Source organism: Pseudomonas serbiensis (assembly GCF_030580745.1).
Taxonomy (GTDB): domain Bacteria; phylum Pseudomonadota; class Gammaproteobacteria; order Pseudomonadales; family Pseudomonadaceae; genus Aquipseudomonas; species Aquipseudomonas serbiensis.
Genome location: NZ_JAUQOO010000004.1, coordinates 188,454 through 213,217 on the forward strand (window position 1 = coordinate 188,454; position 24,764 = coordinate 213,217).

Sequence of the window (24,764 nt, forward strand, 5' to 3'; positions counted from 1 at the left end):
ATAGAAAACTGGCAACCAGAAGAAGAACAAGAAACAGAGAGCCAGGCTGCCCGCCCCGGTCGATACCCAGAATTAATGAGTAGACGAAAAAAGGCGATTAGAAAAAATGACCAACACTTCGCGACCTTTGTACATTTCCTATGCCGGCCCCTCGCTGCTGGAAATGCCCCTTCTGAACAAGGGGAGTGCTTTTACCCCGCAAGAGCGGGTCGAATTCAATTTGATCGGGCTGCTGCCGCAGAACGTAGAGACGATCGAAGAGCAAGTCACCAGGGTGTACAGCCAGTACAAGCAGTGCGCCAGCGACCTGGACAAGCATATTTATCTGCGTTCGATCCAGGACAACAACGAGACTCTGTTCTTCCGCCTGCTGGACTCGCATCTGGACGAGATGCTGCCGATTATCTACACCCCGACGGTCGGTCAGGCGTGTCAGGAATTCTCCAAGATCTACCGCACGCACCGCGGGCTGTTCATTTCCTACCCTGAACGCGACCGCATCGACGACATCCTGCGCAGCGCCACCAAAGACCGCATCAAAATCATCGTTGTCACCGATAGCGAGCGCATTCTGGGTCTGGGCGACCAGGGGATCGGCGGCATGGGCATTCCGATCGGCAAACTGTCGCTGTACACCGCTTGTGGTGGCATCAGCCCGGCCTATACGTTGCCGATCGTGCTGGATGTCGGTACCAATAACCGCGAATTGCTCGACGACCCGATGTACATGGGCTGGCGTCATGAGCGGGTGACCGGCAAGGAATATGACGATTTCATCGCAACGTTCATTGAGGCCGTGCAGCGTCGCTGGCCGGATGTGTTGTTGCAGTTCGAGGATTTCGCTCAGTCCAACGCCATGCCGCTGCTGGAGAAGTATCGCGACGAGCTGTGCTGCTTCAACGACGATATTCAGGGCACTGCATCGGTGGCCGTGGGCACCTTGCTGGCTGCCTGCAAGGCCAAGAACGAGACCCTTGGCCAGCAGAAGGTCGTGTTCCTGGGCGCGGGTTCTGCCGGTTGCGGGATTGCCGAGCACATCATTGCTGCGATGAAGATCGAAGGCCTGAGCGAAAGCGAAGCGCGTCAGCGTATTTTCATGGTCGACCGTTTCGGCCTGCTGACCGAGGGCATGGATAATCTGCTGGACTTCCAGCAGCGCCTGGCTCACAAGGCGGGTGATGTTGCGGGTTGGGCTACTGGCGGTGAAGCTTTCCCGCAGTTGCTCGATGTGGTGACGCACGCCGGTGCGACGGTTCTGATCGGTGTTTCGGGCCAGCGTGGTCTGTTCACTGAGCAAGTGATCCGTGAATTGCACAAGCATTGTTCCAAGCCGCTGGTCATGCCGTTGTCTAACCCGACTTCCAAAGTCGAAGCCACGCCAGAAGAGATCCTGCGCTGGACCGATGGCAATGCGCTGGTTGCCACCGGCAGCCCGTTCGCGCCTGTGGAGATCAATGGTCGTACCGTGCATATCGCGCAGTGCAACAACTCCTACATTTTCCCGGGCATCGGTCTGGGTGTGGTGGCTTGCAAGGCTTCGCGTATCACCGACCGGATGCTGATGGCGGCTTCCAATGCATTGGCCGAATGCTCGCCGATGGTGTCCGGGCTTGGCGATGCGGTTCTGCCGCCGCTCAAGGAAATCCAGCAGGTCAGCCGCAAGATCGCTCTGGCTGTGGCCAAGGAGGCTCAGGCTGAAGGTCTGGCCCTTGAGACGTCGGATGAAGTACTGCTGGAGGCCATCGAGCGTAACTTCTGGGTGCCTGAGTATCGCGGCTACCGTCGTCGCTCCGTCTGACAGTAAGCGTTACTACTGAATGGCCCTTCGCGAGCGTGCTCGTGAAGGGCCATTTTTTATGCCGGGATTATGGTGCGGGTTTCTTGAAGGTTTTTTCCTACAATGAAATAAGTTTAATTCGACCAGTTATTCGCGTTCTTTTCACAAAAAATTGATAGGATGCCGCCTAAAGTCTGCGCATGGATGGGCCGTCTGGTTCAATCTATACTCGATAAAAAATTATATAAGCAGACTGTCAATGCTGAAAATCAAGGCTGTACGTCCAGAAGTTGTTACGTTGATTGCCAGTGCCTTTTTGTTGTTCGGTTATAACGCCAATCTTTGGCAGCATCTTTTTGAAATCACGGGAGGGAGCAGTAAAGGTATTGCCATGCGCATTGCTTTTGGTGTGATGATCTTTTGCGTGTTCAATGTTTTTCTGACACTGTTTTCATTCAGACGTGTACTCAAGCCGGTGTTGGTTTTTCTGTTTTTTGCCAGTGCTGCTGTTTCTTATTTCATGAGCGAATACGGCGTCATGATTGATGCCGGCATGTTTCGTAACTTTGCGGAAACCAATCCTACCGAAGTTCAAGGCCTGCTGTCCCTGAAACTGGTGATTTACATCGTCCTGCTGGGGCTTCTGCCGTCAGTATTGCTGTGGCAAACCCCGATCAACTATCGCCGCTGGCACCGTGAGCTGTTCAGCAAGGTGCTGGTCTGTTTTATCTGCTCGGTGTCGATTGGTGGGGTCGCGCTGGCGAATTATCAGGGGCTGTCGTCGCTGTTTCGCAATCACCATGAGCTGCGCCTGATGGTCGTGCCGAGCAACTATATTGGTGCCTCGGTTGGCTATCTGAGCGAGCAGATCATTTCGTCCCGGCGTCCGTTTCTGGCAATTGGCGAAGATGCCAGGCGCTCGCCGGACTGGTCGACGCATACTCGCAAATCCCTGACGGTCCTGGTGGTGGGTGAAAGTGCCCGGGCGGAGAATTTCGGCATTCTGGGCTATGGCCGCAATACCACGCCAAAGCTCAATAAACAGAGCGGTCTGGTGGCATTTACCGATGTGTATTCGTGCGGCACCGAGACGGCAGTGTCGGTGCCTTGCATGTTTTCCAATATGGGACGCAAGGATTACAACGCGACCAGGGCGCGCAATCAGGAAGGGCTGCTGGATGTGCTGAAACGTGCAGGTCTTGAAGTGATATGGCGCGATAACCAGTCTGGCTGTAAAGGCACGTGTGACCGCGTTGCTTTCCAGGATGTCAGCAACCTCAAGGACCCGTTACTGTGCGCCAACAATGAATGCCGGGACGAGATCCTGCTGCAAGGGCTCGACACGTTTATCGACAGTCTGGATAAAGACACCGTACTGGTACTGCACCAGATGGGCAGCCACGGGCCGGAGTATTTCAAGCGTTACCCAAAGGCGTTCGAGAAGTTTACGCCTGTCTGTGAAAGCAATGCGCTGAACAACTGCAGCCGTGAGAGTATTGTCAACGGTTATGATAATACCCTCTTATATACCGATCACGTGCTGTCCACATTGATCGATATATTGCGCAGTCGTCAGGATAAAGTCGATACCGCCATGTTGTATCTCTCGGATCATGGTGAGTCGTTGGGCGAATATAATCTGTTTCTGCACGGCACTCCTTATATGTTGGCGCCGGATCAACAGAAGCATGTACCGATGATGGTGTGGCTGTCCGATAACTATCAGAAGTCTTTTGCCGTCAATCCGGAATGCCTGGCAAAAGAGCGGAATGCGCCACTGAGCCAGGATAATCTCTTTCACTCCATGCTGGGTTTGTTGAAGGTCGACACCAAGGTCTATGACCCGAGCCTTGATATGTTTTCCGGTTGCAGAAGTTCGATCGGTAATGGTGTGGCCGATAACAGGTAATCAATATCCCTGATCGTGAGGCGCGGGTAGTCGCTGTGAAGAACATGGCGGTGCAGGGCGCGGCCCGAAGCGCATCGTCGGCCAGGATGGCCGACCTGCTGTTTGTCGGCGATCTGGGTGAAGATATCCAAGAGTTTCAGGGCAGATGCGCGATAAACCTCCTATGGCGATATATACTGCGCGCCATTGATCAAGGGAGAGCCGTGTGGCCATCGATATTCATTGGATTCGCGACGACGACAGCCTCGCCCGACAGTGCGCGCAGTGGCAGTCGCTGCCATTTGTCGCGCTCGACACCGAGTTCATGCGGGTCGACACCTTTTACCCTATTGCCGCGCTGCTACAGATCGGCGACGGTTCCAGCGCCTGGCTGATCGATCCGCTGCTCATCAGCGATTGGACGCCTCTGTCCGCATTGCTTGAAAACCCCGACGTCATCAAGGTGGTTCATGCTTGCAGCGAAGACCTGGAAGTCCTGTTGCGCCTGACGGGCAGCCTGCCGGTTCCGCTGTTCGACACCCAACTGGCGGCCGCTTACCTGAACATCGGGTTTTCCATGGGCTATTCGCGTCTGGTGCAGGAGGTGTTGAACATCGACTTGCCCAAGGGCGAAACCCGCTCCGATTGGCTGCAACGCCCATTGTCGGAAACCCAGATCAGCTATGCGGCAGAAGATGCCGTGCATCTGGCTGAGCTTTTCACTCTGCTGAGGCCACGTCTTTCGGACGACAAATACCTCTGGGTTCTTGAGGATGGTGCGGAGCTGGTCGCCAATCTGCGCCGTGAAGTCGATCCTTACGAGACTTACCGTGACGCCAAGCTGGCCTGGAAGTTGTCGCGTGCTCAACTGGCGGTATTGCGTGAGCTGTGTGCGTGGCGCGAGATACAGGCGCGTTCGCGCAATCTGCCGCGCAATCGCATTGTGCGTGAGCACTCATTGTGGCCGCTGGCCAGGACTCAGCCAGACAACCTTGGAGCGCTGGCCAGAATCGAAGACATGCATCCGCGTACGGTGCGTCAGGATGGTGAGTTCCTGCTGGAACTGATCAGGAAGTCCGGCAGCCTGCCGCCGGATCAATGGCCTGCGGCGTTGCCCGAGCCGCTGCCGATCGAGGCTTCCGGCATTCTGAAAAGCTTGCGGGCCATCGGTCAGCAGTACGCCGAGCAACTGGATATTGCCCCCGAGGTCATGCTGCGCAAGAAGACTCTCGAAGTGCTGCTCAAGAGCGGCTACCCCGATGGTCCCTATACATTGCCAGACTCGCTGCGTGGCTGGCGCCGCGAGTTAATGGGACAGGCGTTGCTCGACAGCCTGGCCAATGCAGGAGAACAGCCTTGAAACGTATTTGCTCCATTTATCGCAGTCCGAAAAAGAACGAGATGTACCTGTATGTGCTCAAGAGCGATGTGCTCAAGCGTGTGCCGGTAGAGTTACTGACTGCGTTCGGCACGCCTCAGCATGCTTTCGACCTGGTGCTCAGCCCCGAGCGTGCGCTGGCTCGTGAAGATATCAACAAAGTGCTGGAGAACCTCGACAAGCAGGGTTATCACTTGCAGATGCCGCCTGCCGAAGAGGAATACATCCAGCATTTGCCCGAAGAGTTGTTGCGTCGCAACGATCCTGTCTGATCCGTTGTGCCGCACGGTGGCGCCGGCTTTGCCCGGCCCATGACTGTTGCAGGTTGTTTGTCCCGTTTTTAAGGTTTTTGAAACATGCGCGTTCTGATTGCCGAACACGATTACCCTATCTACACCCAACTGTTGCGCAAGGTAGCGCCTGAAGTTGAAATCATGAGCAGCGGCGACTCGGCCGAGCTGTCTCGCATGGCCGGTGAGTGCGAGGTCTGGCTGGGACAGCCTGATCTGCTGGCCAATCTGTTACGTCAGGGCCACAAGCCGCAATGGTTGCAATCGACCTGGGCGGGGATTACTCCGTTATTGGCTGAAGGCGTATCCAGGGATTATCGGTTGACGCGGGCGGTCGGTATTTTCGGTCAGGTCATGGCTGAGTTTCTGCTGACCTACATGCTCGGTCACGAACGTGAAGTGCTGGCTCGCCTGATGAGCCAGGTCGAGCGCAAATGGGACAACCGTCCGGGCCAGAGCCTGTTCGGTCGCAAGGCACTGATCGTTGGCGCGGGAGATATCGGCCAGCGTGTCGCGCAGTTCCTCGTGCCTTTTGGTGTTCAGGTCTACGGCGTCGCCTCACAGGCACGAACGCAGGAGCCGTTCATTGAAGTCGGTGCCCTGGCGGATCTGGAACAGATGGTTGGCGACATGGATTACGTGATCAATCTGCTGCCCAACACACCCGAAACCCACGATTTGTACGACGCGAAACTGTTCGCGGCATTCAAGCCCTCGGCGTTGTTCATCAACGTCGGGCGCGGTGTGGCGGTGGTCGATGCGGATCTGGTGGAGGCCTTGAAGGAAGGGCATCTGGCGGGTGCGGTGATTGACGTTTGTCGTCAGGAGCCGTTGCCGCAGCGTCATCCTTTCTGGACCGCCTATGGCCTGTTGCTGACCGGCCACAGCTCGGCACCGACATCGCCGGTGGCCATGACCGAATTGTTCGTCGATAACCTCAAGGCATTTCAGGCGGGTGAGCCGCTGCGCGGAGAAGTGGACTTTTCGCGGGGGTATTGAAGCGAGCGCAGTGTAGGACCGGATTTATCCGGGAAGAGGTAGTGTATTCACGGCATATTTATCGTCAGTTCTGCCGTCTTCGCGGATAAATCCGCTCCTGCAGGATCGCTCTGCAGGAGCGGGATTTTCAGAGCGAAAAATCACCCTCAGCCGCCAGCTCTGTCACTGGCTTACGCGGGCTTGGGACTTCGCGGCCTTGCAGGTATTCGGGCAGGATCGCCTTGTCGCCCAGCTTGCCGATGGCCACGGCTGCATGCAGGGCATAGCCTTCTGGAATGTTCAGCTCCTTGCGGGTCAGTTCCTTGTCGAAGCCTGACATGCCGTGGGTGTACCAGCCGCTCAGGCTCGCTTGCAGGGCAAGGTATCCCCACGCGGAACCGGCATCGAATTCGTGTGTGGTTGCCGGGCTTTCTTCGGTTGCGCCCGGTGCGGCGAAGGTTGTCTTGGAGATGACGATCACCAGTGCCGAAGCGCTCTGTGCCCAACTGCGGTTGAACTCATTGAGCAGGCCCAGGTAACGCTCCCAGTTTGGCGTGTCGCGACGAGCGTACAGGAAGCGCCATGGCTGCGAGTTGTAAGCCGAAGGTGCCCAGCGTGCGGCTTCAAAGAAGCTCAGCAGTGTTTCCTGTGAAATGCTTTCACCGGTGAAGGCGCGAGGCGACCAGCGATTGGTGAATTGTGGGGCGATGGTATGGTCTGCGATGCGTGGATTAATGCTCATGAACATCCTGTCATTACGAGGGGTTGAAGTGAGCCTGACGTATGGGCCGTGGTCGGCAGGCATCGTCTTGAGCCGTCAAAATCGCCTTAACGCTACTGTTTTGTTTTATGGCTGACAAGTGAAGTTGTTGGATACCGGTAGTCGCAATTGCTTGGCCCGCACCCAATGTGACACTAGACTGGCGGCCTTTTCATTGCTGATACCGTTGTCCGAACCATGGCCGCTAAAGTTGAACCCTTCTGGATACGCAAGACACTCGCACAACTGGACAAGGACGAGTGGGAGTCGTTGTGTGATGGCTGCGGCCTGTGCTGCCTGCAAAAGCTGGAAGATGAAGACGACAACAGCGTTTACTACACGCGAATCGCCTGCAAGTTGCTGGACCTGAAAACCTGCCAGTGCTCCGATTACAGCAATCGTCGGGCGTCTGTACCTGACTGCATCCAGCTCACCGCCGGGCAGGCCGATGAGTTCAAATGGCTGCCACCCACCTGCGGTTATCGTCTGGTCAGCGAAGGGAAGGATCTACCGCTCTGGCACCATCTGGTGTGCGGTGATCGCGAAGCTGTGCATCACGAGCGCATCTCCCAGTCGGGCCGCATGCTCAGTGAGAACAGCGTGCCCGAGGAAGACTGGGAGGACTATCTGATTTTCCGCGCCGGCTAAGGGGTTCAGACGTCGGTTTTCGGATCTTTCAAGGCATCGATGCCGTTGATGACCGTGCTTCTGGCGGCCCGCTCTGCATTGTCCTTGAGTTGTCTCAACTCAGCTCCCGCGCGTTCGATATCCGAGCGCGCACTGTGCAGGTTGCTGCGGCTTTTTTCGATCAGGCTTTTGGCCGAGCAGTGTCCTGTGATGCCGCGTGCCAGCACGGCACCGCCGATGGCCAGTTGCACAAGGCCCAGGATGCCGCCACGGCGAAGTCCCTTGCCCATCAGTGTCACACCGCCCGCCAGAGAGCCTACACGCTCCCAGCCCTGGACGTTCTGCTGTGGATGGTTGTGCAGCCGCGGGGTGTCGATTCTATCGATGATCGGGGTGTCGCTCATGATGCTTCTCCATGATGTGATAAGTCGGCTTCAACGAAACTGACTGCCCATCGATGAAACTGTTCACTGCATTTTCATCAGCGGTCGAGCTTTTCCCGGCCGAATTGTGGACCGGAACGGGTGTTCACGCCCTTGGCCATGCGGTCATAGAGCACGACGTTGACGGTCGCCGCCAGGTTCATGCAGCCCTCGGTCGGGATGTAGACCACGTCTTCGCACCAGTCGCGGATTTCCTGATCCAGCGAGCCGTCTTCCGGGCCGAAGATATACAGGGCACGATCCGGGTGAGTGTATTCGGGCAGGGCGCGCGCGCCGTCCACCAGTTCCACCGCGACCGGAATGCAGCCCAGCGGCAGAATGCTCTTGAGGTCTTCGATGCCGATCAGCGGGATATCCTGATGAATCTTCTTGGTGTCGGTGATGAAGTCCCGCGCGCGCTCATAGCGTTTGCCAGTGTAGAAGACCGAAGCCACGCCATAACAACCCGCCGCCCGCATCACCGAGCCGACGTTTTCCGGAGATTTCGGGTTGTAAAGACCGATGCAGGCGTACCGTTTATTTGCCACTTGGAGGATGCTCTGGGTAAAACGCGCAAGTATACGGCAGAACGTAAAAGCGCTAGAACCACATCCTGATACCCATCACCAACTTCGCTTCGCTACGGTCTTCGCCTTCCTCACGAGCATAATCAGCCGTCTTGCCGTAAGTCCGGTTCCAGCTCAGGCCAATATAAGGCGCGAATTCCCGGCGGATTTCGTAGCGCAGCCGCAGGCCGACTTCGGTGTTGGCCAGGCCAGAACCAATGCCTCTTTGTGGATCGTTCTTGCCGTAGACGTTGAGTTCGGCCGTGGGCTGCAGAATGAGCCGGTTGGTCAGCAGCAGGTCGTAATCGCCCTCAAGGCGTGCGGCGCTCTGGCCAGCTTCGCCGATGAAGGCTGTGGCTTGGGCCTCGAAGCTGGAAAGTGCCATGCCCTGAATGCCGAATGCGGCCCAGGTCTGTGGATCGCCGGGCTTGAAGTCCTGCCTGGCACCCGCGACCAGATCCCACCATGGGCTGATCGCATGACCCCACAACGCCTGGATTTCGGCATCTTCTGTCTTGCCATTGGTGCGCTCGCCTTCGGAGCGTATCCACAGACGATCGATATCACCGCCGACCCAGCCTTTGACATCCCAGGCCAGGGTGCTGCCTTTGTCTGCGTCCTGCCATTCCAGTTTGTCGGCCAGGACGAAGGTGTTGATGGCGGCATCGTGGACCATATGGCCCGTATGGCTGGTGTAAACGGCCGCTCTGTCTTCATCCGTCAGTTCGGGGATTGGCGTACGGCTCTGGTCTGAGGTGGATTGCACGGGCTGCGCGTGGTCATGGTGCATGGCGTGGCTGCCATGATCCATGCCGCTCATGTCGGAAGCCAGAGCAGGCGTTGCCATCAAGGGAGCCAGCGCCACAAGCAGGCCGGACAGGCGCGAAGGGTGAAAGATTCTGTTCATCATGAGGTTCTCATTCTTCCACACGCACTTCACGGAACATGCCCATTTCCATGTGGTACAGCAGATGGCAGTGATAGGCCCAGCGCCCAAGGGCGTCGGCGGTGACGCGATAACTGCGTCTTGAGCCGGGCGGCATGTCGATGGTGTGTTTGCGGACCATGAACTGCCCGTTCTCGTCTTCGAGATCGCTCCACATGCCATGCAGGTGAATGGGGTGAGTCATCATGGTGTCGTTGACCAGCACGACCCTGATGCGCTCGCCATATTTGAGCTTCAGTGGCTCGGCATCCGAGAACTTCACGCCATTGAAAGACCAGGCGAACTTCTCCATGTGACCGGTGAGGTGCAGTTCGATGGTGCGTCCAGGCTCGCGCCCGTCCGGGTCCTCGAAGGTGCTGCGCAGATCCCCATAGGTCAGGACCCTGCGGCCGTTGTTTCTCAGGCCGATGCCTGGGTCGTCCAGCTTTGGAGTGGTTTTCATGGCCTGCATGTCCACCAGCGGATTGTTCTTCTCCGTTTCCGGGTGGGACTGCATGTTGCCCATGCCTGACATGTCATGGTGATTCATGCCTGCCATGTTGCTGTGATCCATCGCGGCCATCTTTGCGTGATCCATGCCGCCATGATCCATTCCCATATCGTCCATGCTCAGCAGCGGGCGCGGGTCGAGAGGCGGCACAGGTGCCGTTGCACCGGCTTTTAGAGTGAGCGTGCCTCGGGCAAAGCCGCTGCGGTCCATGGACTGGGCGAACAGGGTGTAAGCCTCTTCGGTCGGTTCGACGATGACATCGAAGGTCTCGGCAACGGCGATGCGCAACTCATCCACATTGACCGGCTTGACGTGCAGGCCATCGGCAGCGACCACGGTCATTTTCAGGCCGGGAATCCGCACGTCGAAGTAGGTCATGGACGAGCCGTTGATAAAGCGCAGCCGAATCCGTTCGCCCGCTTTGAATACGCCTGTCCAGTTCCTGTCCGGTGCCTTGCCGTTCATGAGGTAGGTGTAGGTCGCAGCGCTGACGTCGGCCAGGTCGGTCGGGTTCATCTTCATCCCGGCCCACATCGTGCGATCGGCAACCGCCTCGCCCCAGCCTTTTTCGCTGACATCGTGGATGAAATCACCCACCGTGCGTTTGTTGTAGTTGTAGTAGTCCGACTGTTTCTTCAGGTTCTTCATCAGCTTGACCGGATCGTCATCCGTCCAGTCCGTGAGCATTACCACGTAGTCGCGTTCGTACTGGAAAGGCTCAGGCTCTCTGGCATCGATCACCAGCGGGCCATACACCCCCGATTGCTCCTGAAAGCCCGAATGGCTGTGATACCAGTAAGTGCCATTCTGCCGGACCTTGAAGCGATAGACATACATGCCATCAGGCTCGATGCCTTGAAAACTGAGGCCCGGAACGCCGTCCATGTTGGCGGGCAGCAGGATGCCGTGCCAGTGAATGGAAGTGTTTTCCTTGAGCCGGTTTTTCACCCGCAGCGTCACGGTGTCGCCTTCACGCCAGCGCAGCAGTGGGCCGGGGATGCCGCCGTTGATGGCCATGGCCGTTTTTGGTGTGCCGGTGATATTGGCCTGGATTTCGCCGATGAAAAGATCGAACTCGGTCCCCGCCAGCACCTTGGGTTCATCCGCGCCGTTGATGGCCCAGACAGGGCTTTGCCAAAGCCCCATACCGCCCAGCAGACTGCCGGCAGTCAGCCCCTTCACAAAGGTTCGTCTTGATGTCTTGGAGTGCATGCAGAGGTTGTATCCAGTCAGTTGCGTGCTTGTCTGACGGGACGATGCCATAACGGGGCAGGGCGGGTGATTACATTTCAGTCAGGTTGCAAACCCCGCCCCGCGAATCGGGCGTTATTCCTTTTTCATCAGCCCGGCCAGCGCCGCGAACGGGTTATGGGTCGCCTTGGCGGTTTTCGGGGTGCTGAGGGAACTGTCGGAGAAATACTGCTGGTCGGTGTAGCGCGAGTGCTCGTTGTCATGGCAGTACAGGCACAGCAATTCCCAGTTGGAGCCGTCCTGAGGATTGTTGTCGTGGTTGTGGTCGCGATGGTGAACGGTCAGTTCGCTCAGACGCTTGCCCGCGAATTCGCGTGCGCAACGGCCGCAGACATGAGGGTACATGCGCAAGGCCTTGTCGCGATAACCCATTTCACGGTCGCGCTGAGCGTCGGCCAGGATACGGTCCAGCTTGGACGTGTTGGAAGGAGGGTTGGCCGTGCTCATGGTGTCACCTGTGTCGTGTGCGCATTGATAGCGGGAATGCGCACAAGTTTAGCGCCAGATGACGAAACTCACACCTGTTGGGAAAGCAGTTGGCCGTCGACCATACGCAGGCGTTTGGACAGGGAAATGGCCAGGGCACGAATGATCTTCGCCGCGATTTTCGGCGCTTCGTCGAGCATCTTGTCCAGCGAGTCCCGGCCCAGGTTCAGCAACTGGCAATCCGATGCAGCGATGCAACTGGCCGAACGGCGTTCGCCATCGAGCACCGCCATCTCGCCAAATGCCCGACCCCGACGCAGCGTGGCGATTTCCACCTGTTGGCCTTCGGGGTTGAGTTTCTGTACCGAAACCGTGCCGCGGTCGATGATACACATGAAGGTTCCGGCATCGCCCTCGTTGAAAATGCTCTGGCCTTGCGGGATATCACTGATGCTGAAATAACCCGCTACGGTCAGGTAATCGGCGGGCAGCAGGGTGTCGAACAGGCCGCAGTCCAGCAGCATGTCGCGTATGGCATTGTTCAGGTGTGACAGTTGTTCTGACATGGTTCGATCTTGTGCAAGTAAGAGGGGAGCAGGTCCGTGCTCCCCGATGCTACTAAGACAGACTTTTACAGCCAAGTTCAGTCCAGCTGCAAAACCTTGAAGATAAAGCCATATTCCAGCGCTACATCGCGCAGCCCCTGATAACGACCGCTCATGCCGCCATGACCGGCACCCAGTTCGGTTTTGAGCAGAAGCAAGTTGTCGTCAGTCTTGGTATCACGCAGCTTTGCGACCCATTTGGCGGCTTCCCAATACTGCACGCGGCTGTCGTTGTAACCCGCAATTACCAGTGTGGCGGGGTAGGTTTGAGCCGTGACGTTCTCGTAAGGCGCATAAGCCTTGATGCGCGCATGAACATCTGGCTCCTGCGGGTTACCCCATTCGTCGTACTCGGTAACGGTCAGCGGCAGCTCAGGGTCGAGCATGGTGTTGAGCACGTCCACGAACGGCACTTCGGCAATAGCTGCCTTGAACAGCTCGGGGCGCTGGTTGAGCACGGCGCCTATCAGCAGGCCCCCGGCGCTGCCGCCACTGATGACCAATTGATCGGCACGGGTCAGGCCCTGATCGATCAGGTGTTCGGCGCAGGCAATGAAATCGCCGAAGGTGTTCTGCTTGTGCTCCTGTTTTCCATTGCGATACCAGGCTTCACCCAGTTCGCCGCCACCGCGGACATGGGCAATGGCAAACGCCACGCCACGGTCCAGCAGGCTCAGGCGAGCGTGGGAGAACCATGGGTCCAGGCTTTCGCCATAGGCGCCGTAGCCATACAGGTAAAGCGGCGTCGCCTGGCCCAGCAACTCGCGTTTGACCACCAGGCTGATGGGTACTTGCGTGCCATCGCTGGCGGTTGCCCAGAGACGCTGGCTGACGTAGGCATCGGCATCGAACTCACCGAGCACCGGCGTTTCCTTGAGCACCAACTGTTCGCCGGTGGCCAGCGTCAATTGGCGAACCTGCGGGGGGCGATTGAGGGACTGGTAACGCAAGCGAATGCTGTTGCTGTCGAATTCCAGTGAGTCCTGCACATACAGGCTGTAGGCCGCATCAGGCAATTGCACGCGATAGACCGGCAGGCCTTGTGGGCGAACCTCAATGATCGGCAAACCGCCTTCGCGCAGGCTCAACGTGAGGCTTTTGGCATTGAGGCTCACACCTTCAAGCATCACTGAATCGTTGTGCGGGACCAGGGTTTGCCATTCATTGCGAGTAGGCACTCCCGTGGCTTTTTCTGCGGCTTGATACAGCGCGAAGTTGATACCGCTCTGATTACTGCGGATAAACCAGCTCCAGACGCCATCGAGCTGGCCATGGTCCGGAAAGTATTCATGGCCTTCTACCCGCTCGGCCATGCACACAAAGGCCTGCTCGGGATGCTCGGCATCAAGCACCCAGGCTTCGCTGGTGGTCTTGCTGTTGAGCAGTAAAATCAGTTGGCGCTCGGAACTGCTGCGAAAACAGTGCAGGAAGAAGCGGCCGTCCGGTTCGTTGAACACCAGGTCGGCCGAGTCGTTGCCCAGGCGATGGCGATAGAGTTTGTGCGGACGATGGGTGTCGTCCAGTTCACCGAAGAACAGTGTCTGGCTGTCGTTGGCCCAGGTCATGCTGCCGTCGCAATCCTCGAACGGCAGGCTGCTGACTTCGCCTGTGCCCAGTTCCTTGACGTAAAGCTGATAAACCTCTTCGCCGGTGGTATCCAGGCTGTAGGCCAGACGCTGATGGTCAGGGCTGATGCTGAAAGCGCCCAGGGAGAAAAAGCCGCCATTGGCCAGCACGTTGGGGTCCAGCAACAGCTCTTCATGGCTTTCATCCACCGTGTTCGAGTCGTCTGCCGGGCGAGGGCAGCGATAGTGCCGGGCATATTCATCGCCCTCGGTGGTGCGGGTGTAATACAGGTAGGGGCCCCAAGGGGAGGGCAGCGACAGGTCGGTCTCAAGAATACGGGCCTTGATTTCCTGGAACAGGGTTTCTCGCAACTGTGCCTGATCGGCCAGTTGCTGTTCCTGATAGTCGTTTTCCGCCTTGAGGTAATCGAGCACCTCATCGCTGTCGCGATTCTGTAGCCATGCATAGGGATCGGAGCCGTCGGCCTTGCGAGCGATCGGGGCGCTGGAGGTGGCATTCGAGAAGGACATGCGGGGCTCTCTTTAAAGGCATCGGGTCATTGAAGTATCGGTGGCTGCAAGTATGGCGCACCTATTACTGAAGCCGGGCGAGCCGGGCCAGTGAAAAGTCGTTATCATAAGCGCCTATTTACTTGCCTTACCACGGACGTCATGACCGAGAACGACTATCTGATCGCCTGGGGCCTCTATGCATTCGCAGCATTGGGCTGCCTGCTGGTGTGGTTTCTGATGACCCGCTGGATGTGGCGCTACCTGAAAGAGCCGCTGCGGGTGATTGGCGCAGTGCTGCTGTTCACGCCGACCATCGTCGATCCTGCCAAGGAATTATTCGCGCCTGCCGTGGCCGTTACTGCGCTGGACCTGCTGTTCAAGGTCGGCAGCAACGTCTGGAGCGCGCTCATCGATCTGTCCACCTATGGCATGTTTGCCTTCGTTGCCTATCTGGTCTTCGTACTGGTGCGCTGGCCTGTCGAGAAAAACCGCAAGGCCCGTGAGTCAAGACAACCGGTGGCTGAGCCTGAAGAAGCCGATGACGAGCCCTTTGCCAGTGACGACCGCTACGGTCGTCGGCCGGCAGCGCCAGCCAGCACCGTGAGTCGTGGGCGAGTCGAACCTCGTTTGTAAGAACCCGCTTCGTTGGCAAGCGTGCAGCACGTATTGAAGCGAGAACCTGAGCATGTGTGAACTACTGGGCATGAGCGCCAATGTCCCGACCGATATCGTTTTCAGCTTTACCGGGCTGATGCAGAGGGGCGGGCGCACCGGTCCGCATCGCGATGGCTGGGGGATCGCTTTCTATGAAGGACGCGGCCTGCGCCTGTTTCAGGACCCGGCGGCCAGCAGCGAATCGGAAGTCGCCCAGTTGGTACAGCGTTACCCCATCAAGAGCGAAGTGGTCATTGGCCATATCCGTCAGGCCAATGTCGGCAAGGTCTGCCTCTCCAACACCCATCCCTTCGTACGCGAGCTTTGGGGACGCAACTGGTGCTTTGCCCATAACGGCCAACTGGCCGATTTCAGCCCGCGTGCTACCTTTTATCGTCCTGTGGGCGATACCGACAGTGAAGCGGCGTTCTGCGATCTGCTCAACCGGGTTCGCGAAGCTTTCCCGGAGCCGGTGGAAATCGAACAGATACTGCCGTCCCTGATTCAGGCGTGTTCCGAATACCGTGGCAAAGGCGTGTTCAACTGCCTGCTCAGTGATGGCGACTGGTTGTTTTGTTTCTGCAGCACCAAACTGGTACAGATTACCCGTCGTGCGCCCTTTGGTCCGGCCCGCTTGAAGGATGTCGACATGATCGTCGACTTTCAGGCAGAAACCACGCCCCATGACGTGGTCACTGTCATTGCCACCGAGCCGTTGACCGAGAACGAAACCTGGAATCGCTATGAGCCGGGCCAGTGGAGCTTGTGGCGCAAAGGCGAATGCGTGACCCAGGGTTCAACCGATACTCCGGTATGAAGCTTGCCTAACCAACAAGAGGGATCTAAATGCTGCGAAGTTATCTGCGATTGGTCTTGTTCACGACTGGCCTGCTGGTAGGGGTTCAGGTTCCGGGTTTCATCAGTGACTACAGCAAGCGAGTCGAAGCGCATCTGATCGAGGCTCAACAAGCCATCAAGGGTTACAACGCGACCGCGCAGCAGTTCTTCAAGGGCGATATTCAGGCGTTGATCCAGCACTATCGCAACAGCGAAGACCCTGTGTTTCGCAGCGATGCCGACACTATCAGCACATTGTTGACCCGCACTCACACGCTTGAGCGCCAATGGCTAGGCTTGCAGGGCGCGTGGTATTCCAGAGCCTTGTATGTAGCAACCTCCGCGGATGCCGATATCCGCCGCGAAACCTTCAATGGCTACACCTGGCAAGTGCTGCTGGCGCCTGAAGTCATTGCCTGGGGCATCATCTCGGCATTGCTGCTGGCGCTGCTGATCGAAAGTTTCTTCCTGCTGTTGGGCTGGGTGGTGACGGGTGGCCGGCGCAAGCCAAAGTTGAACAGGGAGTGGCGTTGATCGGCATCACCCCGGTCGCTCCTACTGTGTAATGCCAGTCAGTTGAGTGTGTTCCCCAGGTTAAGTTGAACAGCCGGTTTTTTATGCGGGCTTGTAGTTCATTTCACTCAACGTGCTCAGACTTTTCATGCTTTGAAGTCAGGTCGGATTTTTCTGTTGTCAGCCGTCATAGACAGGGATGACAACAGCAAGAAGAGGCCATGCCCATGAATATTACTTTGACCGTCGAGCAGCACCTTAGCTACAGGGAAGCATTGAAAATTGCCTACGATAAAGCCAGGCAGGACGGCACGCTGGATGAAATAACAGAGGCGGCTTGCCAGGAGGAATTCAATAGTCCACCACCGGCTGCAATTTACCATGAGTCAAGTATGGTCAGCAGCAACAGGGTCTCGGATACGGGGGGTACTTATTTCAAGTGCTGGACCCTTAGAGATAGCTATGAGCAAGCAAAAATTAACGCCAGGGTCTATGCGGCTGAGTCGCTATCGAAGAACATCAATGATGCTGTTGAGGGAGTCAAGGAAAAGCTAAAAGCTTCGGGGGTAGCTTTTAACGAACAGGACTTGAACTTTTCGATAAATGAAAAGGGAGAATTCAAGCCGGCTTCTGTATCTGGAAAGCCCCATGAAGAAGTGGACAGTGTTTTTACAAAACTATTGAATGAAGACGAAGACCTTAGGGAAATGGCTCGCCAATATGTTCGGATGGTTTTCAGTCTGGTGGATTTTACGGTGGAGGGGTGGGATGCACCTTACGCGCGATATCTTGTGCCAGAGGAAATAGAGAGCTGATTTAAGGCTAACGGGCTACAGACCCGTTAGCGGTTAAGCCAATCACTCTCAGCGGATTATTTTTTGGGTGCAGATATGTACGAACGGAGTCTTGATCCCGGTTTTACTGCCTGCACCGCCATCTTCATGGCTGTCGGGGTAAGCGAACCAGTAGCCTGTGTTATAGGTCAACTGCCATTTTGTCCTGAAGCCGTATTGCCATAGCCAGAAAGGTTCGGTTCTATCTCTCCCCTGACATTCGGGTAGTGAGAGCGATGTTCTGAAAAAGCCGCTCTTGTTACTGATGCCTTGAGATAATTTATGTTTTGAATTTGGGTCTTGATTTATATTTAGCTCAAGCGTGAGCCGCACTCCCTCAAGTGGGTGCCCCTTATAATCGACAACCCGCGTTTGCCAGTTCAAGACTCGATAGGCCCTGTGTTTGCCAAATTGTGTATTGAAGTGCTCGACATCACCGGTCACCTCTGTGTCGGCAAGGCGAGGTGCCGAGCCGAACAGTATTTTGTAGCGCTCATCTTTTTTAATGTTACGGTGCGATTTTTTCGACACCCTTAGCTGGACTTGTTGCCCGGGATTCATATTTGGCGTTGCATAAGCGTCATCGCCATGTTTGGTTTTCCATGTGTCACTTTCCTTATATTCGAGCAGCCAGGGCGAGTTTTCCGGGTCGATCTGGTTGATCAGTACCCTTTGTCCTCGAATTGCCGTGAATGAGTAATGCTTGACGTCAGCGTCATTGGCGAGGCTATCAATGATCGTATTGAGTTTGTCCGGTAACTCAATAACTTGCGCGGTTGCAGGCGTGCTTGAATCTGTCATGGCATTTGCCGGGTTCATATTAAACCCCGAAAAAACCAGTGCCATGATCAAGGCCTTTTTCTTGAAAATATCCATTTTACAAATTCCTTATATCGCACAGCCGCTATTGTCGAGGCGTCGAAGTCCCCAGCCTGTAAGGCTGTAAATATCAAAAATAATTAAGACAGAAGCACTGAGGGCGTCTGACAGACAGTTGTTTATCAACTGATCGTCAGGACGTAATCACTGGTAAGAACCGTTGTCAACAAGGTGTTTATAAATAAACATGATGCCTGCTCTTAAACCACACACTCCGTGTTGTACCTTATGTACTCCGTGATAGCCCCTGGCTCGTTCCACATCAGTACATCCAGGATGGAGAGATTCTCTACGAAGGTGTAGGGGCCGGTTGGGTATCTCAGTACCGAGGGCTGCAGGAATCGCAGTTCTATTTCCCGCTCGTGCCATTCACGGGGGATGAATATTTCGCGTCCGCCGGGAGCGTTGATGTAGCGTCGGGCGCCCAGCAGGCTGCTGATTTCCAGTGCCCATTGGCCGGGATGTTCAATGGCGGGCAACTCCAGTTGCATTTCTGAACAGGGTGTCCAGTTGAACTCCATGCCGAGGTAGTCGCATACGACTTTCATGGATAAGGCATTCAGGTCGCCAATGCTGTTTGAGCGGGCGGGGTTCAATGTCAGGTCAATCAGTTGCAAGGTCTGTTGAAAGAAGGGGGCCTTGCCATGGTAGTGCTCAAGCTGACCGCGGATGCGTTTCAATGTGCTGGCGTGATCGATGACCATTGTGTCCTTGATCAACATGCCGTCGCTGGTTTTCACGGGGACGGTTATGTATTGCCAGCCACCCTTGGCATCCAGCATTCGATTTCGATTCATCCAGCTCTTGCGTTTGTATTTGACGATATCGAAGAGGATTCCCTGTTCGACCGAGGCGATAAGTTGAAAGTAACCGAGGTAGGGAAAGAAATAGGGCTGCATGATGCCCAGTGTAGTGGTCATGGGGAACCCACGAAGTCTCGACGACGGCGTTTTAGCCGAAGGAGTAGTCAGGGATACAACTGAGTGGTTGTGATGACTGCTGGTGGGTGCCGCATTGACAAGGCTAGTCTGGCAGGCTGAAAGGGCGCTGTTATTGGTCGCCTTCGACAAGCCAGTCGATGACTGGCTTTGACGAAAGGCAAAGAGGGTTTATTTGGCCAGGTAGCGCATGCTTTCTTCCAGGCCGCGCAAGGTCAGGGGATACATCTGGTCTTCGATCAGATCACGGATGATGTGAGTGGAAGATGTGTAGTCCCAGGCATTTCTGGGATAGGGATTGATCCAGACGATCTTCTTGAATTTGGCCATGAAGCGCTGCATCCACACATAGCCTGCCTCTTCGTTCCAGTGTTCGACACTGCCACCCGGCTGGGTGATTTCATAGGGCGCCATGGCGGCATCGCCGATGAAGATCACTTTGTAGTCGGCGCCGTACTTGTGCAGCAGGTCCTGGGTTGAGGTGCGTTCCGAGCCACGGCGCAGGTTGTTCTTCCAGACCGATTCATAAATGAAATTATGAAAGTAGAAATATTCCATGTGCTTGAACTCGGTTTTACAGGCCGAGAACAGTTCTTCGCAGACTTTCACATGGGCATCCATCGAGCCGCCGATATCGAATAACAGCAGCAGCTTGATGGTATTGCGCCGTTCAGGGCGCATCTGGATATTCAAAAGTCCTGCATCGCGAGCGGTATGGTCGATGGTGCCGTCGATATCCAGCTCATCGGCAGCGCCCTGACGGGCGAACTTGCGCAGGCGGCGCAAGGCGACCTTGATGTTGCGTGTGCCCAGTTCCACCTGATCGTCGAGGTTCTTGTACTCGCGCTGATCCCAGACCTTGACCGCCTTGCCTCTGCGCTCACCGGCCTCACCGACGCGGATGCCTTCGGGGTTATAGCCTCCCGAGCCGAACGGGCTGGTTCCGCCGGTGCCGATCCATTTATTGCCCCCGGCGTGGCGTTCCTTTTGCTCTTCCAGGCGCTTCTTGAACTCTTCGATCAGCTTGTCCAGACCGCCCAGAGACTGGATCTGGGCGCGCTCTTCCTCAGTCAGTGAACGCTCGAATTCCTTGCGCAGCCAGTCCTCCGGGATCAGGGCCTGCAAGTGATCGTCGAGGTTTTCCAGTCCGTTGAAATAGGCGCCGAACGCCCGGTCGAACTTGTCGAAATGGCGTTCGTCCTTGACCAGGATGGTACGCGCCAGAAAGTAGAACTCATCGATATCGGCGAAGACGACCCGTTGTTTCAGCGCGTTGATCAGGTCCAGCAATTCACGCAATGACACCGGCACTTTTGCCGCACGCATTTCGTTGAACAGGTTGAGCAGCATGGCTGTCGCCCTTTTTCGTGGCAGGGTGGATAAAGACGGTCAGCGATTACCGCGACGGCTCATGAATGCCAGGCGCTCCAGCAACTGCACGTCCTGCTCGTTCTTGACCAGTGCGCCAGCCAGCGGCGGGATTGCCTTGGTCGGGTCGCGTTCACGCAGCACTGCCTCGCCGATATTGTCGGCCATCAGCAGCTTCAGCCAGTCCACCAGCTCTGAGGTCGAAGGTTTTTTCTTCAGGCCCGGCACTTTGCGAACATCGAAAAATACATCCAGCGCTTCGCTGACCAGATCCTTCTTGATGTCGGGGTAATGCACATCGACGATCTTTTGCAGGGTGGCGCGATCCGGAAAGGCGATGTAGTGGAAGAAACAGCGGCGCAGGAACGCATCCGGCAGTTCTTTCTCGTTGTTGGAGGTAATGATGATGATCGGGCGTTTTCTGGCCTTGATGGTTTCGTCGATCTCGTAAACGTAGAACTCCATCTTGTCGAGTTCTTGCAGCAGGTCGTTGGGGAATTCGATATCGGCCTTGTCGATTTCGTCGATCAGCAGGATCACCCGCTCCTCGGACTCGAAGGCTTCCCAGAGCTTGCCCTTCTTCAGGTAATTGCGTACGTCGTGAACCTTGTCGACACCCAGTTGTGAATCCCGCAGACGGCTGACCGCATCGTATTCGTACAGGCCCTGATGGGCTTTGGTGGTGGATTTGATGTGCCAGGTAATCAGCCGGGCACCGAAGGACTCGGCCAGTTGTTCGGCCAGCATGGTCTTGCCCGTACCGGGTTCACCCTTGACCAGCAGCGGTCGCTCCAGAGTGATGGCAGCGTTGACTGCAAGCTTGAGGTCGTCGGTGGCGACGTATGCGTGAGTACCTTCGAACTTCATCGGTGAATCCTCTAACGTGACGCGCAGCCTCTGGCTGGCGCGGCTCAATGGGTGCAAGGAATGTGACGACTATAGCGCGCAGGATCGCCGACTGTGAACGCAGATGCCTCATTCAGTCATTGAATGAAGGATTGTGCTCACAGGGTCGGGGCGGGCTCAGGAGCCTTCATTGCTCTCGTAGCGTGTGTTGAAGGCCTGGACAAAGGCATTGCGCAGCACCTGTATAAAGGCCTGGAAGCCACTGATGTCCTGCTGGCGCACACTGCCACTGAGGTCGACCCGGGTGGCGAACTGATTCTGTCGCTGGTTTTTCAGAGCGGTTGTGCCGCCACCCACCAGCGCTTCCCAGATCGAACGAAAGAACCCCTTGTTCTGGTTCTCCACATCCTGTTGCCAGTTGAAGACATCGACATTGCGCAGCAGCGGCTTGATATAGCCACTGAGCTGGCCGTTGGTGGCCTGGGCCTCGATCACAAGGTCGCCATTGCCTGCGTTGAAGTCGAACTTGCCGTAGGCCGATGCAAAGTCATTGAGCCGCCGCAGATGGATGCCTGTAGCGCGCAGACGAAAATCGAAATCCTGAAAGTCGCTCAGCGGATCGAAGGTGGCGGTGGCTTCTACGGCGGCACTGCCCAGCAACCGGCCCTTGCCTTCAAAACGTGCGTCGCGCTTGCCCTCGACATCGACCACGTTGGTCAGGTTATAGAGGCTGGCATTGATCCTGTCGGCCTCGATCTTGACCTTGGGGCTGGAAGTGAAGTTGTTGAAGGTGATGCGGGCACTCTCGATGCGGACCTCATCGAGTGTGATGGGGAGCAGTTTATTCAGTTGCGTGCGCCAGTCCGTGCCCTGACCTGTCTGCGAAGCCTGCTTGTCATTACCGCCGTCGACAAAGTTCAGCTCCGGTTCGATGAACACCATCCTGGCCACCACCGCATGGTTATACCAGAGGGCATGCCAGCTCACTGCGAGGTCGATGACCGGCACCTTGACGAACGGAACCGGGACTTTGCCATCCACCTTGACGATATTCAGCCCGTTGATCTTGTAGGCTCCGCGCCACAGGGCGATGTCTACATCGGCGATCTGGCCACGGTAATCGCCCATGTCCGCAAGTTTTTCATTGAGGTAGTTACGCACCATATAGGGCAGGGCGGCATTGATGACGACCAGCAATACGACAGCAGTGGCCAGTATCCATAGCAGCCAGCGGTAGCGAGGTTTCATGGCCTGAGCCTCTGGATTTGTTGAATGGTTGACTCCCAAGGCTTGCATCCGTTCGGTGTAACTGGACGCGCACTGGCGGTAAGCATAGGCTTTGAGTTTTTAACGCATGCGTACAAGGACACGATCATGAGCCGTATTTATGCTGATAACGCCCATTCAATCGGTAATACGCCCCTGGTGCAGATCAACCGTATCGCGCCGCGGGGTGTAACGATTCTGGCCAAGATCGAAGGGCGCAATCCGGGCTATTCGGTGAAGTGTCGGATTGGCGCCAACATGATCTGGGACGCTGAAAGCAGCGGTAAGCTCAAGCCCGGCATGACCATCATTGAGCCCACATCGGGCAATACCGGGATCGGCCTGGCGTTCGTTGCCGCTGCCCGTGGCTACAAACTGACGCTGACCATGCCGGCATCCATGAGCATCGAGCGCCGCAAGGTGCTCAAGGCGCTTGGAGCAGAACTGGTGCTGACCGAGCCGGCCAAGGGCATGAAAGGGGCTATCGCCAAGGCCGAAGAGCTTCTGGCCAGCGATCCCGAGAAATACTTCATGCCGGCGCAGTTCGATAACCCGGCCAACCCGGCAATCCATGAAAAGACCACCGGTCCTGAAATCTGGGAAGACACCGAAGGCGCCATTGATGTGCTGGTGGCAGGCGTGGGGACGGGCGGTACGATCACCGGTATTTCCCGTTACATCAAGAACACTCAGGGCAAGCCTATCCAGTCTGTCGCGGTCGAGCCGGATGTATCGCCGATCATCACCCAGGCGCTGGCTGGCGAAGAGATCAAGCCCAGCCCGCACAAGATTCAGGGTATTGGCGCCGGTTTCATTCCCGGCAACCTGGACCTGTCGCTCATTGATCGGGTCGAGCGGGTCAGCGATGAGGAAGCCAAGGCCATGGCGCGGCGGCTGATGCAGGAAGAGGGCATTCTGTGCGGCATTTCCTGCGGTGCGGCGATGGCGGCTGCGGTGCGTCTGGCGGAAAAGCCCGAGATGCAGGGCAAGACGATCGTCGTGATTCTGCCAGACTCCGGCGAGCGTTATCTGTCGAGCATGCTGTTCAGCGATCTGTTCACCGAGCAGGAATTGCAACAGTAAACGTATCTTTGCCTTGTCGACTTTGTACTGAGTCGACAAGTGTTTATGATGCCCGGCTACTGAGCGCCCCCTGACATGACGGCAGTTCAGCTACCTGTCCGTTACTAGGAGAGTTTCATGACCCTTTCATTTGCTGCCAAGGCATCGATCCTGATGCTGTTTCTGTGCAGCACGCTGTATGTGCATTTACGTGGCAAGGCGCGATTGCCTCTGTTGCGTCAGTTCGTGAACCATTCGGCGCTTTTTGCTCCTTATAACACCTTGATGTACCTGTTTTCCCGCGTGCCGTCCAAGCCGTATCTGGACCGCAGCAAGTTTCCTGAGCTCGATATCCTCAAGGACAACTGGGAGACCATTCGCGATGAAGCCATGCATCTGTTCGATGAGGGCTATATCCGGGCGGCCGAGAAGAACAACGACGCCGGTTTCGGTTCGTTCTTCAAGAAAGGCTGGAAGCGTTTCTATTTGAAGTGGTACGACAAGGCGCTGCCGTCTGCCGAAACCCTTTGTCCGAAAACCGTGGCCCTGGTCAACAGCATTCCGAATGTCAAAGGCGCAATGTTTGCGCTGCTGCCGGGCGACAGTCATCTCAATCCGCATCGTGATCCGTTTGCCGGCTCATTGCGTTATCACCTGGGCCTGTCCACGCCCAACTCCGATGCCTGCCGGATTTTCGTCGATGGCCAGGAGTATTCCTGGCGCGACGGTGAAGACGTGATGTTCGATGAAACCTACGTACACTGGGTCAAGAACGAAACACAGACCACGCGCGTGATCCTGTTCTGTGACGTGGAGCGCCCGCTGACCAATGGCTTCATGACCCGTATCAACCGCAGTGTCAGCGCCTTCCTTGGCCGCGCCACCGCGCCGCAGAACCTGGATGACGAGCGCGTAGGCGGCATCAACCGGGCTTATGCCTTCAGCAAGCGTTTCAGCGACAGCTTCAGCGGCAAGGTCAAACAGTTCAAACGCCAGAACCCCAAGGCCTACCGCGTCATGCGCCCGGTGCTGGCTGTGGTGGTGGCAGTCTTGCTATGGAAATGGCTGTTCGGATAAGCCGAATGC

At 56.5% G+C, this 24,764-nt stretch carries 25 protein-coding genes; 12 read left to right on the forward strand and 13 right to left on the reverse strand.

Going from position 1 to position 24,764, the window contains the following annotated elements; translation table 11 throughout:
• Nucleotides 1-106 precede the first annotated feature (106 nt).
• From Q6A51_RS07520 to Q6A51_RS07540, 5 genes are all read left to right on the forward strand, one after another.
• Nucleotides 107-1,798: an NAD-dependent malic enzyme gene (locus Q6A51_RS07520; protein ID WP_304574458.1), complete on the forward strand. Its 1,692-nt coding sequence runs from the start codon at nt 107-109 to the stop codon at nt 1,796-1,798.
• A 238-nt stretch (nt 1,799-2,036) separates the two neighbouring features.
• Nucleotides 2,037-3,686 (forward strand): phosphoethanolamine transferase, encoded by a 1,650-nt coding sequence (locus tag Q6A51_RS07525; protein ID WP_304574459.1) that lies wholly within the window; start codon nt 2,037-2,039, stop codon nt 3,684-3,686.
• Nucleotides 3,687-3,891: 205 nt separating this feature from the next.
• Nucleotides 3,892-5,025 (forward strand): ribonuclease D, encoded by a 1,134-nt coding sequence (gene rnd, locus Q6A51_RS07530; protein WP_304574460.1) that lies wholly within the window; start codon nt 3,892-3,894, stop codon nt 5,023-5,025.
• A complete protein-coding gene (locus tag Q6A51_RS07535; protein ID WP_304574461.1) occupies nt 5,022-5,315 on the forward strand; it encodes a YcgL domain-containing protein in 294 nt (97 codons plus the stop codon). The genes rnd and Q6A51_RS07535 overlap by 4 nt, the downstream gene beginning before the upstream one ends.
• Nucleotides 5,316-5,399: 84 nt before the next feature.
• Nucleotides 5,400-6,332: a D-2-hydroxyacid dehydrogenase gene (locus tag Q6A51_RS07540; protein ID WP_304574462.1), complete on the forward strand. Its 933-nt coding sequence runs from the start codon at nt 5,400-5,402 to the stop codon at nt 6,330-6,332.
• Nucleotides 6,333-6,459: 127 nt separating this feature from the next.
• Here Q6A51_RS07540 and Q6A51_RS07545 read toward each other — a convergent pair whose 3' ends face one another.
• On the reverse strand, nt 6,460-7,053 hold the full coding sequence (locus Q6A51_RS07545) for a nitroreductase family protein (protein ID WP_304574463.1): 594 nt from the start codon (nt 7,051-7,053) through the stop codon (nt 6,460-6,462).
• Between the two features lie 216 nt (nt 7,054-7,269).
• Between Q6A51_RS07545 and Q6A51_RS07550 the strand changes: the two genes are divergently transcribed.
• Nucleotides 7,270-7,719, forward strand: coding sequence for a YcgN family cysteine cluster protein (locus tag Q6A51_RS07550; RefSeq protein ID WP_201019337.1), 450 nt, complete (start codon nt 7,270-7,272; stop codon nt 7,717-7,719).
• 5 nt (nt 7,720-7,724) lie between these two features.
• On the opposite strand, the gene Q6A51_RS07555 is transcribed toward Q6A51_RS07550, so the two are convergent.
• From Q6A51_RS07555 to Q6A51_RS07585, 7 genes are all read right to left on the reverse strand, one after another.
• Nucleotides 7,725-8,102 (reverse strand): YgaP family membrane protein, encoded by a 378-nt coding sequence (locus Q6A51_RS07555; protein WP_200999843.1) that lies wholly within the window; start codon nt 8,100-8,102, stop codon nt 7,725-7,727.
• Nucleotides 8,103-8,179: 77 nt separating this feature from the next.
• Nucleotides 8,180-8,668, reverse strand: coding sequence for an RNA methyltransferase (locus tag Q6A51_RS07560; protein ID WP_200999842.1), 489 nt, complete (start codon nt 8,666-8,668; stop codon nt 8,180-8,182).
• A gap of 52 nt (nt 8,669-8,720) precedes the next feature.
• Nucleotides 8,721-9,593 (reverse strand): copper resistance protein B, encoded by an 873-nt coding sequence (locus tag Q6A51_RS07565; protein ID WP_405046132.1) that lies wholly within the window; start codon nt 9,591-9,593, stop codon nt 8,721-8,723.
• A 10-nt stretch (nt 9,594-9,603) separates the two neighbouring features.
• On the reverse strand, nt 9,604-11,334 hold the full coding sequence (locus Q6A51_RS07570) for a copper resistance system multicopper oxidase (protein WP_304574465.1): 1,731 nt from the start codon (nt 11,332-11,334) through the stop codon (nt 9,604-9,606).
• A gap of 114 nt (nt 11,335-11,448) precedes the next feature.
• The gene (locus Q6A51_RS07575) at nt 11,449-11,820 is read right to left on the reverse strand and encodes a YajD family HNH nuclease (protein ID WP_200999840.1); all 372 of its coding nucleotides are present in this window, start codon (nt 11,818-11,820) and stop codon (nt 11,449-11,451) included.
• Nucleotides 11,821-11,888: 68 nt separating this feature from the next.
• The gene (locus tag Q6A51_RS07580) at nt 11,889-12,365 is read right to left on the reverse strand and encodes a cyclic nucleotide-binding domain-containing protein (RefSeq protein ID WP_201019335.1); all 477 of its coding nucleotides are present in this window, start codon (nt 12,363-12,365) and stop codon (nt 11,889-11,891) included.
• Between the two features lie 77 nt (nt 12,366-12,442).
• Nucleotides 12,443-14,500, reverse strand: coding sequence for a S9 family peptidase (locus Q6A51_RS07585; RefSeq protein WP_201019334.1), 2,058 nt, complete (start codon nt 14,498-14,500; stop codon nt 12,443-12,445).
• Between the two features lie 141 nt (nt 14,501-14,641).
• Between Q6A51_RS07585 and Q6A51_RS07590 the strand changes: the two genes are divergently transcribed.
• From Q6A51_RS07590 to Q6A51_RS07605, 4 genes are all read left to right on the forward strand, one after another.
• Nucleotides 14,642-15,115: an MFS transporter gene (locus Q6A51_RS07590; RefSeq protein WP_201019333.1), complete on the forward strand. Its 474-nt coding sequence runs from the start codon at nt 14,642-14,644 to the stop codon at nt 15,113-15,115.
• 52 nt (nt 15,116-15,167) lie between these two features.
• The gene (locus Q6A51_RS07595; protein WP_304574466.1) at nt 15,168-15,953 is read left to right on the forward strand and encodes a class II glutamine amidotransferase; all 786 of its coding nucleotides are present in this window, start codon (nt 15,168-15,170) and stop codon (nt 15,951-15,953) included.
• Between the two features lie 29 nt (nt 15,954-15,982).
• A complete protein-coding gene (locus Q6A51_RS07600; RefSeq protein ID WP_304574467.1) occupies nt 15,983-16,507 on the forward strand; it encodes a DUF2937 family protein in 525 nt (174 codons plus the stop codon).
• A 206-nt stretch (nt 16,508-16,713) separates the two neighbouring features.
• Nucleotides 16,714-17,301, forward strand: a complete 588-nt coding sequence (locus tag Q6A51_RS07605; RefSeq protein ID WP_201019330.1) for a hypothetical protein — start codon at nt 16,714-16,716, stop codon at nt 17,299-17,301.
• 48 nt (nt 17,302-17,349) lie between these two features.
• Here the strand turns inward: Q6A51_RS07605 and Q6A51_RS07610 are convergent, their stop codons facing one another.
• The 5 genes from Q6A51_RS07610 to Q6A51_RS07630 form a co-directional block, all read right to left on the reverse strand.
• Nucleotides 17,350-18,195 (reverse strand): hypothetical protein, encoded by an 846-nt coding sequence (locus tag Q6A51_RS07610; protein WP_304574468.1) that lies wholly within the window; start codon nt 18,193-18,195, stop codon nt 17,350-17,352.
• Nucleotides 18,196-18,398: 203 nt separating this feature from the next.
• The gene (locus Q6A51_RS07615) at nt 18,399-19,118 is read right to left on the reverse strand and encodes a WbqC family protein (protein WP_304574469.1); all 720 of its coding nucleotides are present in this window, start codon (nt 19,116-19,118) and stop codon (nt 18,399-18,401) included.
• A gap of 189 nt (nt 19,119-19,307) precedes the next feature.
• On the reverse strand, nt 19,308-20,486 hold the full coding sequence (locus tag Q6A51_RS07620) for a vWA domain-containing protein (RefSeq protein ID WP_201019327.1): 1,179 nt from the start codon (nt 20,484-20,486) through the stop codon (nt 19,308-19,310).
• A gap of 39 nt (nt 20,487-20,525) precedes the next feature.
• Nucleotides 20,526-21,371 (reverse strand): AAA family ATPase, encoded by an 846-nt coding sequence (locus Q6A51_RS07625; RefSeq protein WP_304574470.1) that lies wholly within the window; start codon nt 21,369-21,371, stop codon nt 20,526-20,528.
• Nucleotides 21,372-21,527: 156 nt separating this feature from the next.
• A complete protein-coding gene (locus tag Q6A51_RS07630) occupies nt 21,528-22,598 on the reverse strand; it encodes a DUF748 domain-containing protein (protein ID WP_304574471.1) in 1,071 nt (356 codons plus the stop codon).
• 126 nt (nt 22,599-22,724) lie between these two features.
• On the opposite strand from Q6A51_RS07630, the gene cysK reads away from it, so the two are divergent.
• Together cysK and Q6A51_RS07640 are read left to right on the forward strand one after the other, a co-directional pair.
• Nucleotides 22,725-23,699: a cysteine synthase A gene (gene cysK, locus Q6A51_RS07635; protein WP_200999830.1), complete on the forward strand. Its 975-nt coding sequence runs from the start codon at nt 22,725-22,727 to the stop codon at nt 23,697-23,699.
• Between the two features lie 117 nt (nt 23,700-23,816).
• Complete coding sequence (locus Q6A51_RS07640; RefSeq protein ID WP_201019324.1) at nt 23,817-24,755, forward strand: aspartyl/asparaginyl beta-hydroxylase domain-containing protein; 939 nt, start codon at nt 23,817-23,819, stop codon at nt 24,753-24,755.
• Nucleotides 24,756-24,764 lie beyond the last annotated feature (9 nt).

What these genes read in the sequence shown, in the direction of transcription:
- Q6A51_RS07520 (WP_304574458.1), top strand. Translation starts at nt 107, where the DNA reads ATGACCAACACTTCGCGACCTTTGTACATTTCCTATGCCGGCCCCTCG.
- Q6A51_RS07525 (WP_304574459.1), top strand. Translation starts at nt 2,037, where the DNA reads ATGCTGAAAATCAAGGCTGTACGTCCAGAAGTTGTTACGTTGATTGCC.
- Q6A51_RS07540 (WP_304574462.1), top strand. Translation starts at nt 5,400, where the DNA reads ATGCGCGTTCTGATTGCCGAACACGATTACCCTATCTACACCCAACTG.
- Q6A51_RS07545 (WP_304574463.1), bottom strand. Translation starts at nt 7,053, where the DNA reads ATGAGCATTAATCCACGCATCGCAGACCATACCATCGCCCCACAATTC.
- Q6A51_RS07550 (WP_201019337.1), top strand. Translation starts at nt 7,270, where the DNA reads ATGGCCGCTAAAGTTGAACCCTTCTGGATACGCAAGACACTCGCACAA.
- Q6A51_RS07555 (WP_200999843.1), bottom strand. Translation starts at nt 8,102, where the DNA reads ATGAGCGACACCCCGATCATCGATAGAATCGACACCCCGCGGCTGCAC.
- Q6A51_RS07565 (WP_405046132.1), bottom strand. Translation starts at nt 9,593, where the DNA reads ATGAACAGAATCTTTCACCCTTCGCGCCTGTCCGGCCTGCTTGTGGCG.
- Q6A51_RS07570 (WP_304574465.1), bottom strand. Translation starts at nt 11,334, where the DNA reads ATGCACTCCAAGACATCAAGACGAACCTTTGTGAAGGGGCTGACTGCC.
- Q6A51_RS07575 (WP_200999840.1), bottom strand. Translation starts at nt 11,820, where the DNA reads ATGAGCACGGCCAACCCTCCTTCCAACACGTCCAAGCTGGACCGTATC.
- Q6A51_RS07580 (WP_201019335.1), bottom strand. Translation starts at nt 12,365, where the DNA reads ATGTCAGAACAACTGTCACACCTGAACAATGCCATACGCGACATGCTG.
- Q6A51_RS07585 (WP_201019334.1), bottom strand. Translation starts at nt 14,500, where the DNA reads ATGTCCTTCTCGAATGCCACCTCCAGCGCCCCGATCGCTCGCAAGGCC.
- Q6A51_RS07590 (WP_201019333.1), top strand. Translation starts at nt 14,642, where the DNA reads ATGACCGAGAACGACTATCTGATCGCCTGGGGCCTCTATGCATTCGCA.
- Q6A51_RS07595 (WP_304574466.1), top strand. Translation starts at nt 15,168, where the DNA reads ATGTGTGAACTACTGGGCATGAGCGCCAATGTCCCGACCGATATCGTT.
- Q6A51_RS07600 (WP_304574467.1), top strand. Translation starts at nt 15,983, where the DNA reads ATGCTGCGAAGTTATCTGCGATTGGTCTTGTTCACGACTGGCCTGCTG.
- Q6A51_RS07605 (WP_201019330.1), top strand. Translation starts at nt 16,714, where the DNA reads ATGAATATTACTTTGACCGTCGAGCAGCACCTTAGCTACAGGGAAGCA.
- Q6A51_RS07610 (WP_304574468.1), bottom strand. Translation starts at nt 18,195, where the DNA reads ATGGATATTTTCAAGAAAAAGGCCTTGATCATGGCACTGGTTTTTTCG.
- Q6A51_RS07615 (WP_304574469.1), bottom strand. Translation starts at nt 19,118, where the DNA reads ATGACCACTACACTGGGCATCATGCAGCCCTATTTCTTTCCCTACCTC.
- Q6A51_RS07620 (WP_201019327.1), bottom strand. Translation starts at nt 20,486, where the DNA reads ATGCTGCTCAACCTGTTCAACGAAATGCGTGCGGCAAAAGTGCCGGTG.
- Q6A51_RS07625 (WP_304574470.1), bottom strand. Translation starts at nt 21,371, where the DNA reads ATGAAGTTCGAAGGTACTCACGCATACGTCGCCACCGACGACCTCAAG.
- Q6A51_RS07630 (WP_304574471.1), bottom strand. Translation starts at nt 22,598, where the DNA reads ATGAAACCTCGCTACCGCTGGCTGCTATGGATACTGGCCACTGCTGTC.
- cysK (WP_200999830.1), top strand. Translation starts at nt 22,725, where the DNA reads ATGAGCCGTATTTATGCTGATAACGCCCATTCAATCGGTAATACGCCC.
- Q6A51_RS07640 (WP_201019324.1), top strand. Translation starts at nt 23,817, where the DNA reads ATGACCCTTTCATTTGCTGCCAAGGCATCGATCCTGATGCTGTTTCTG.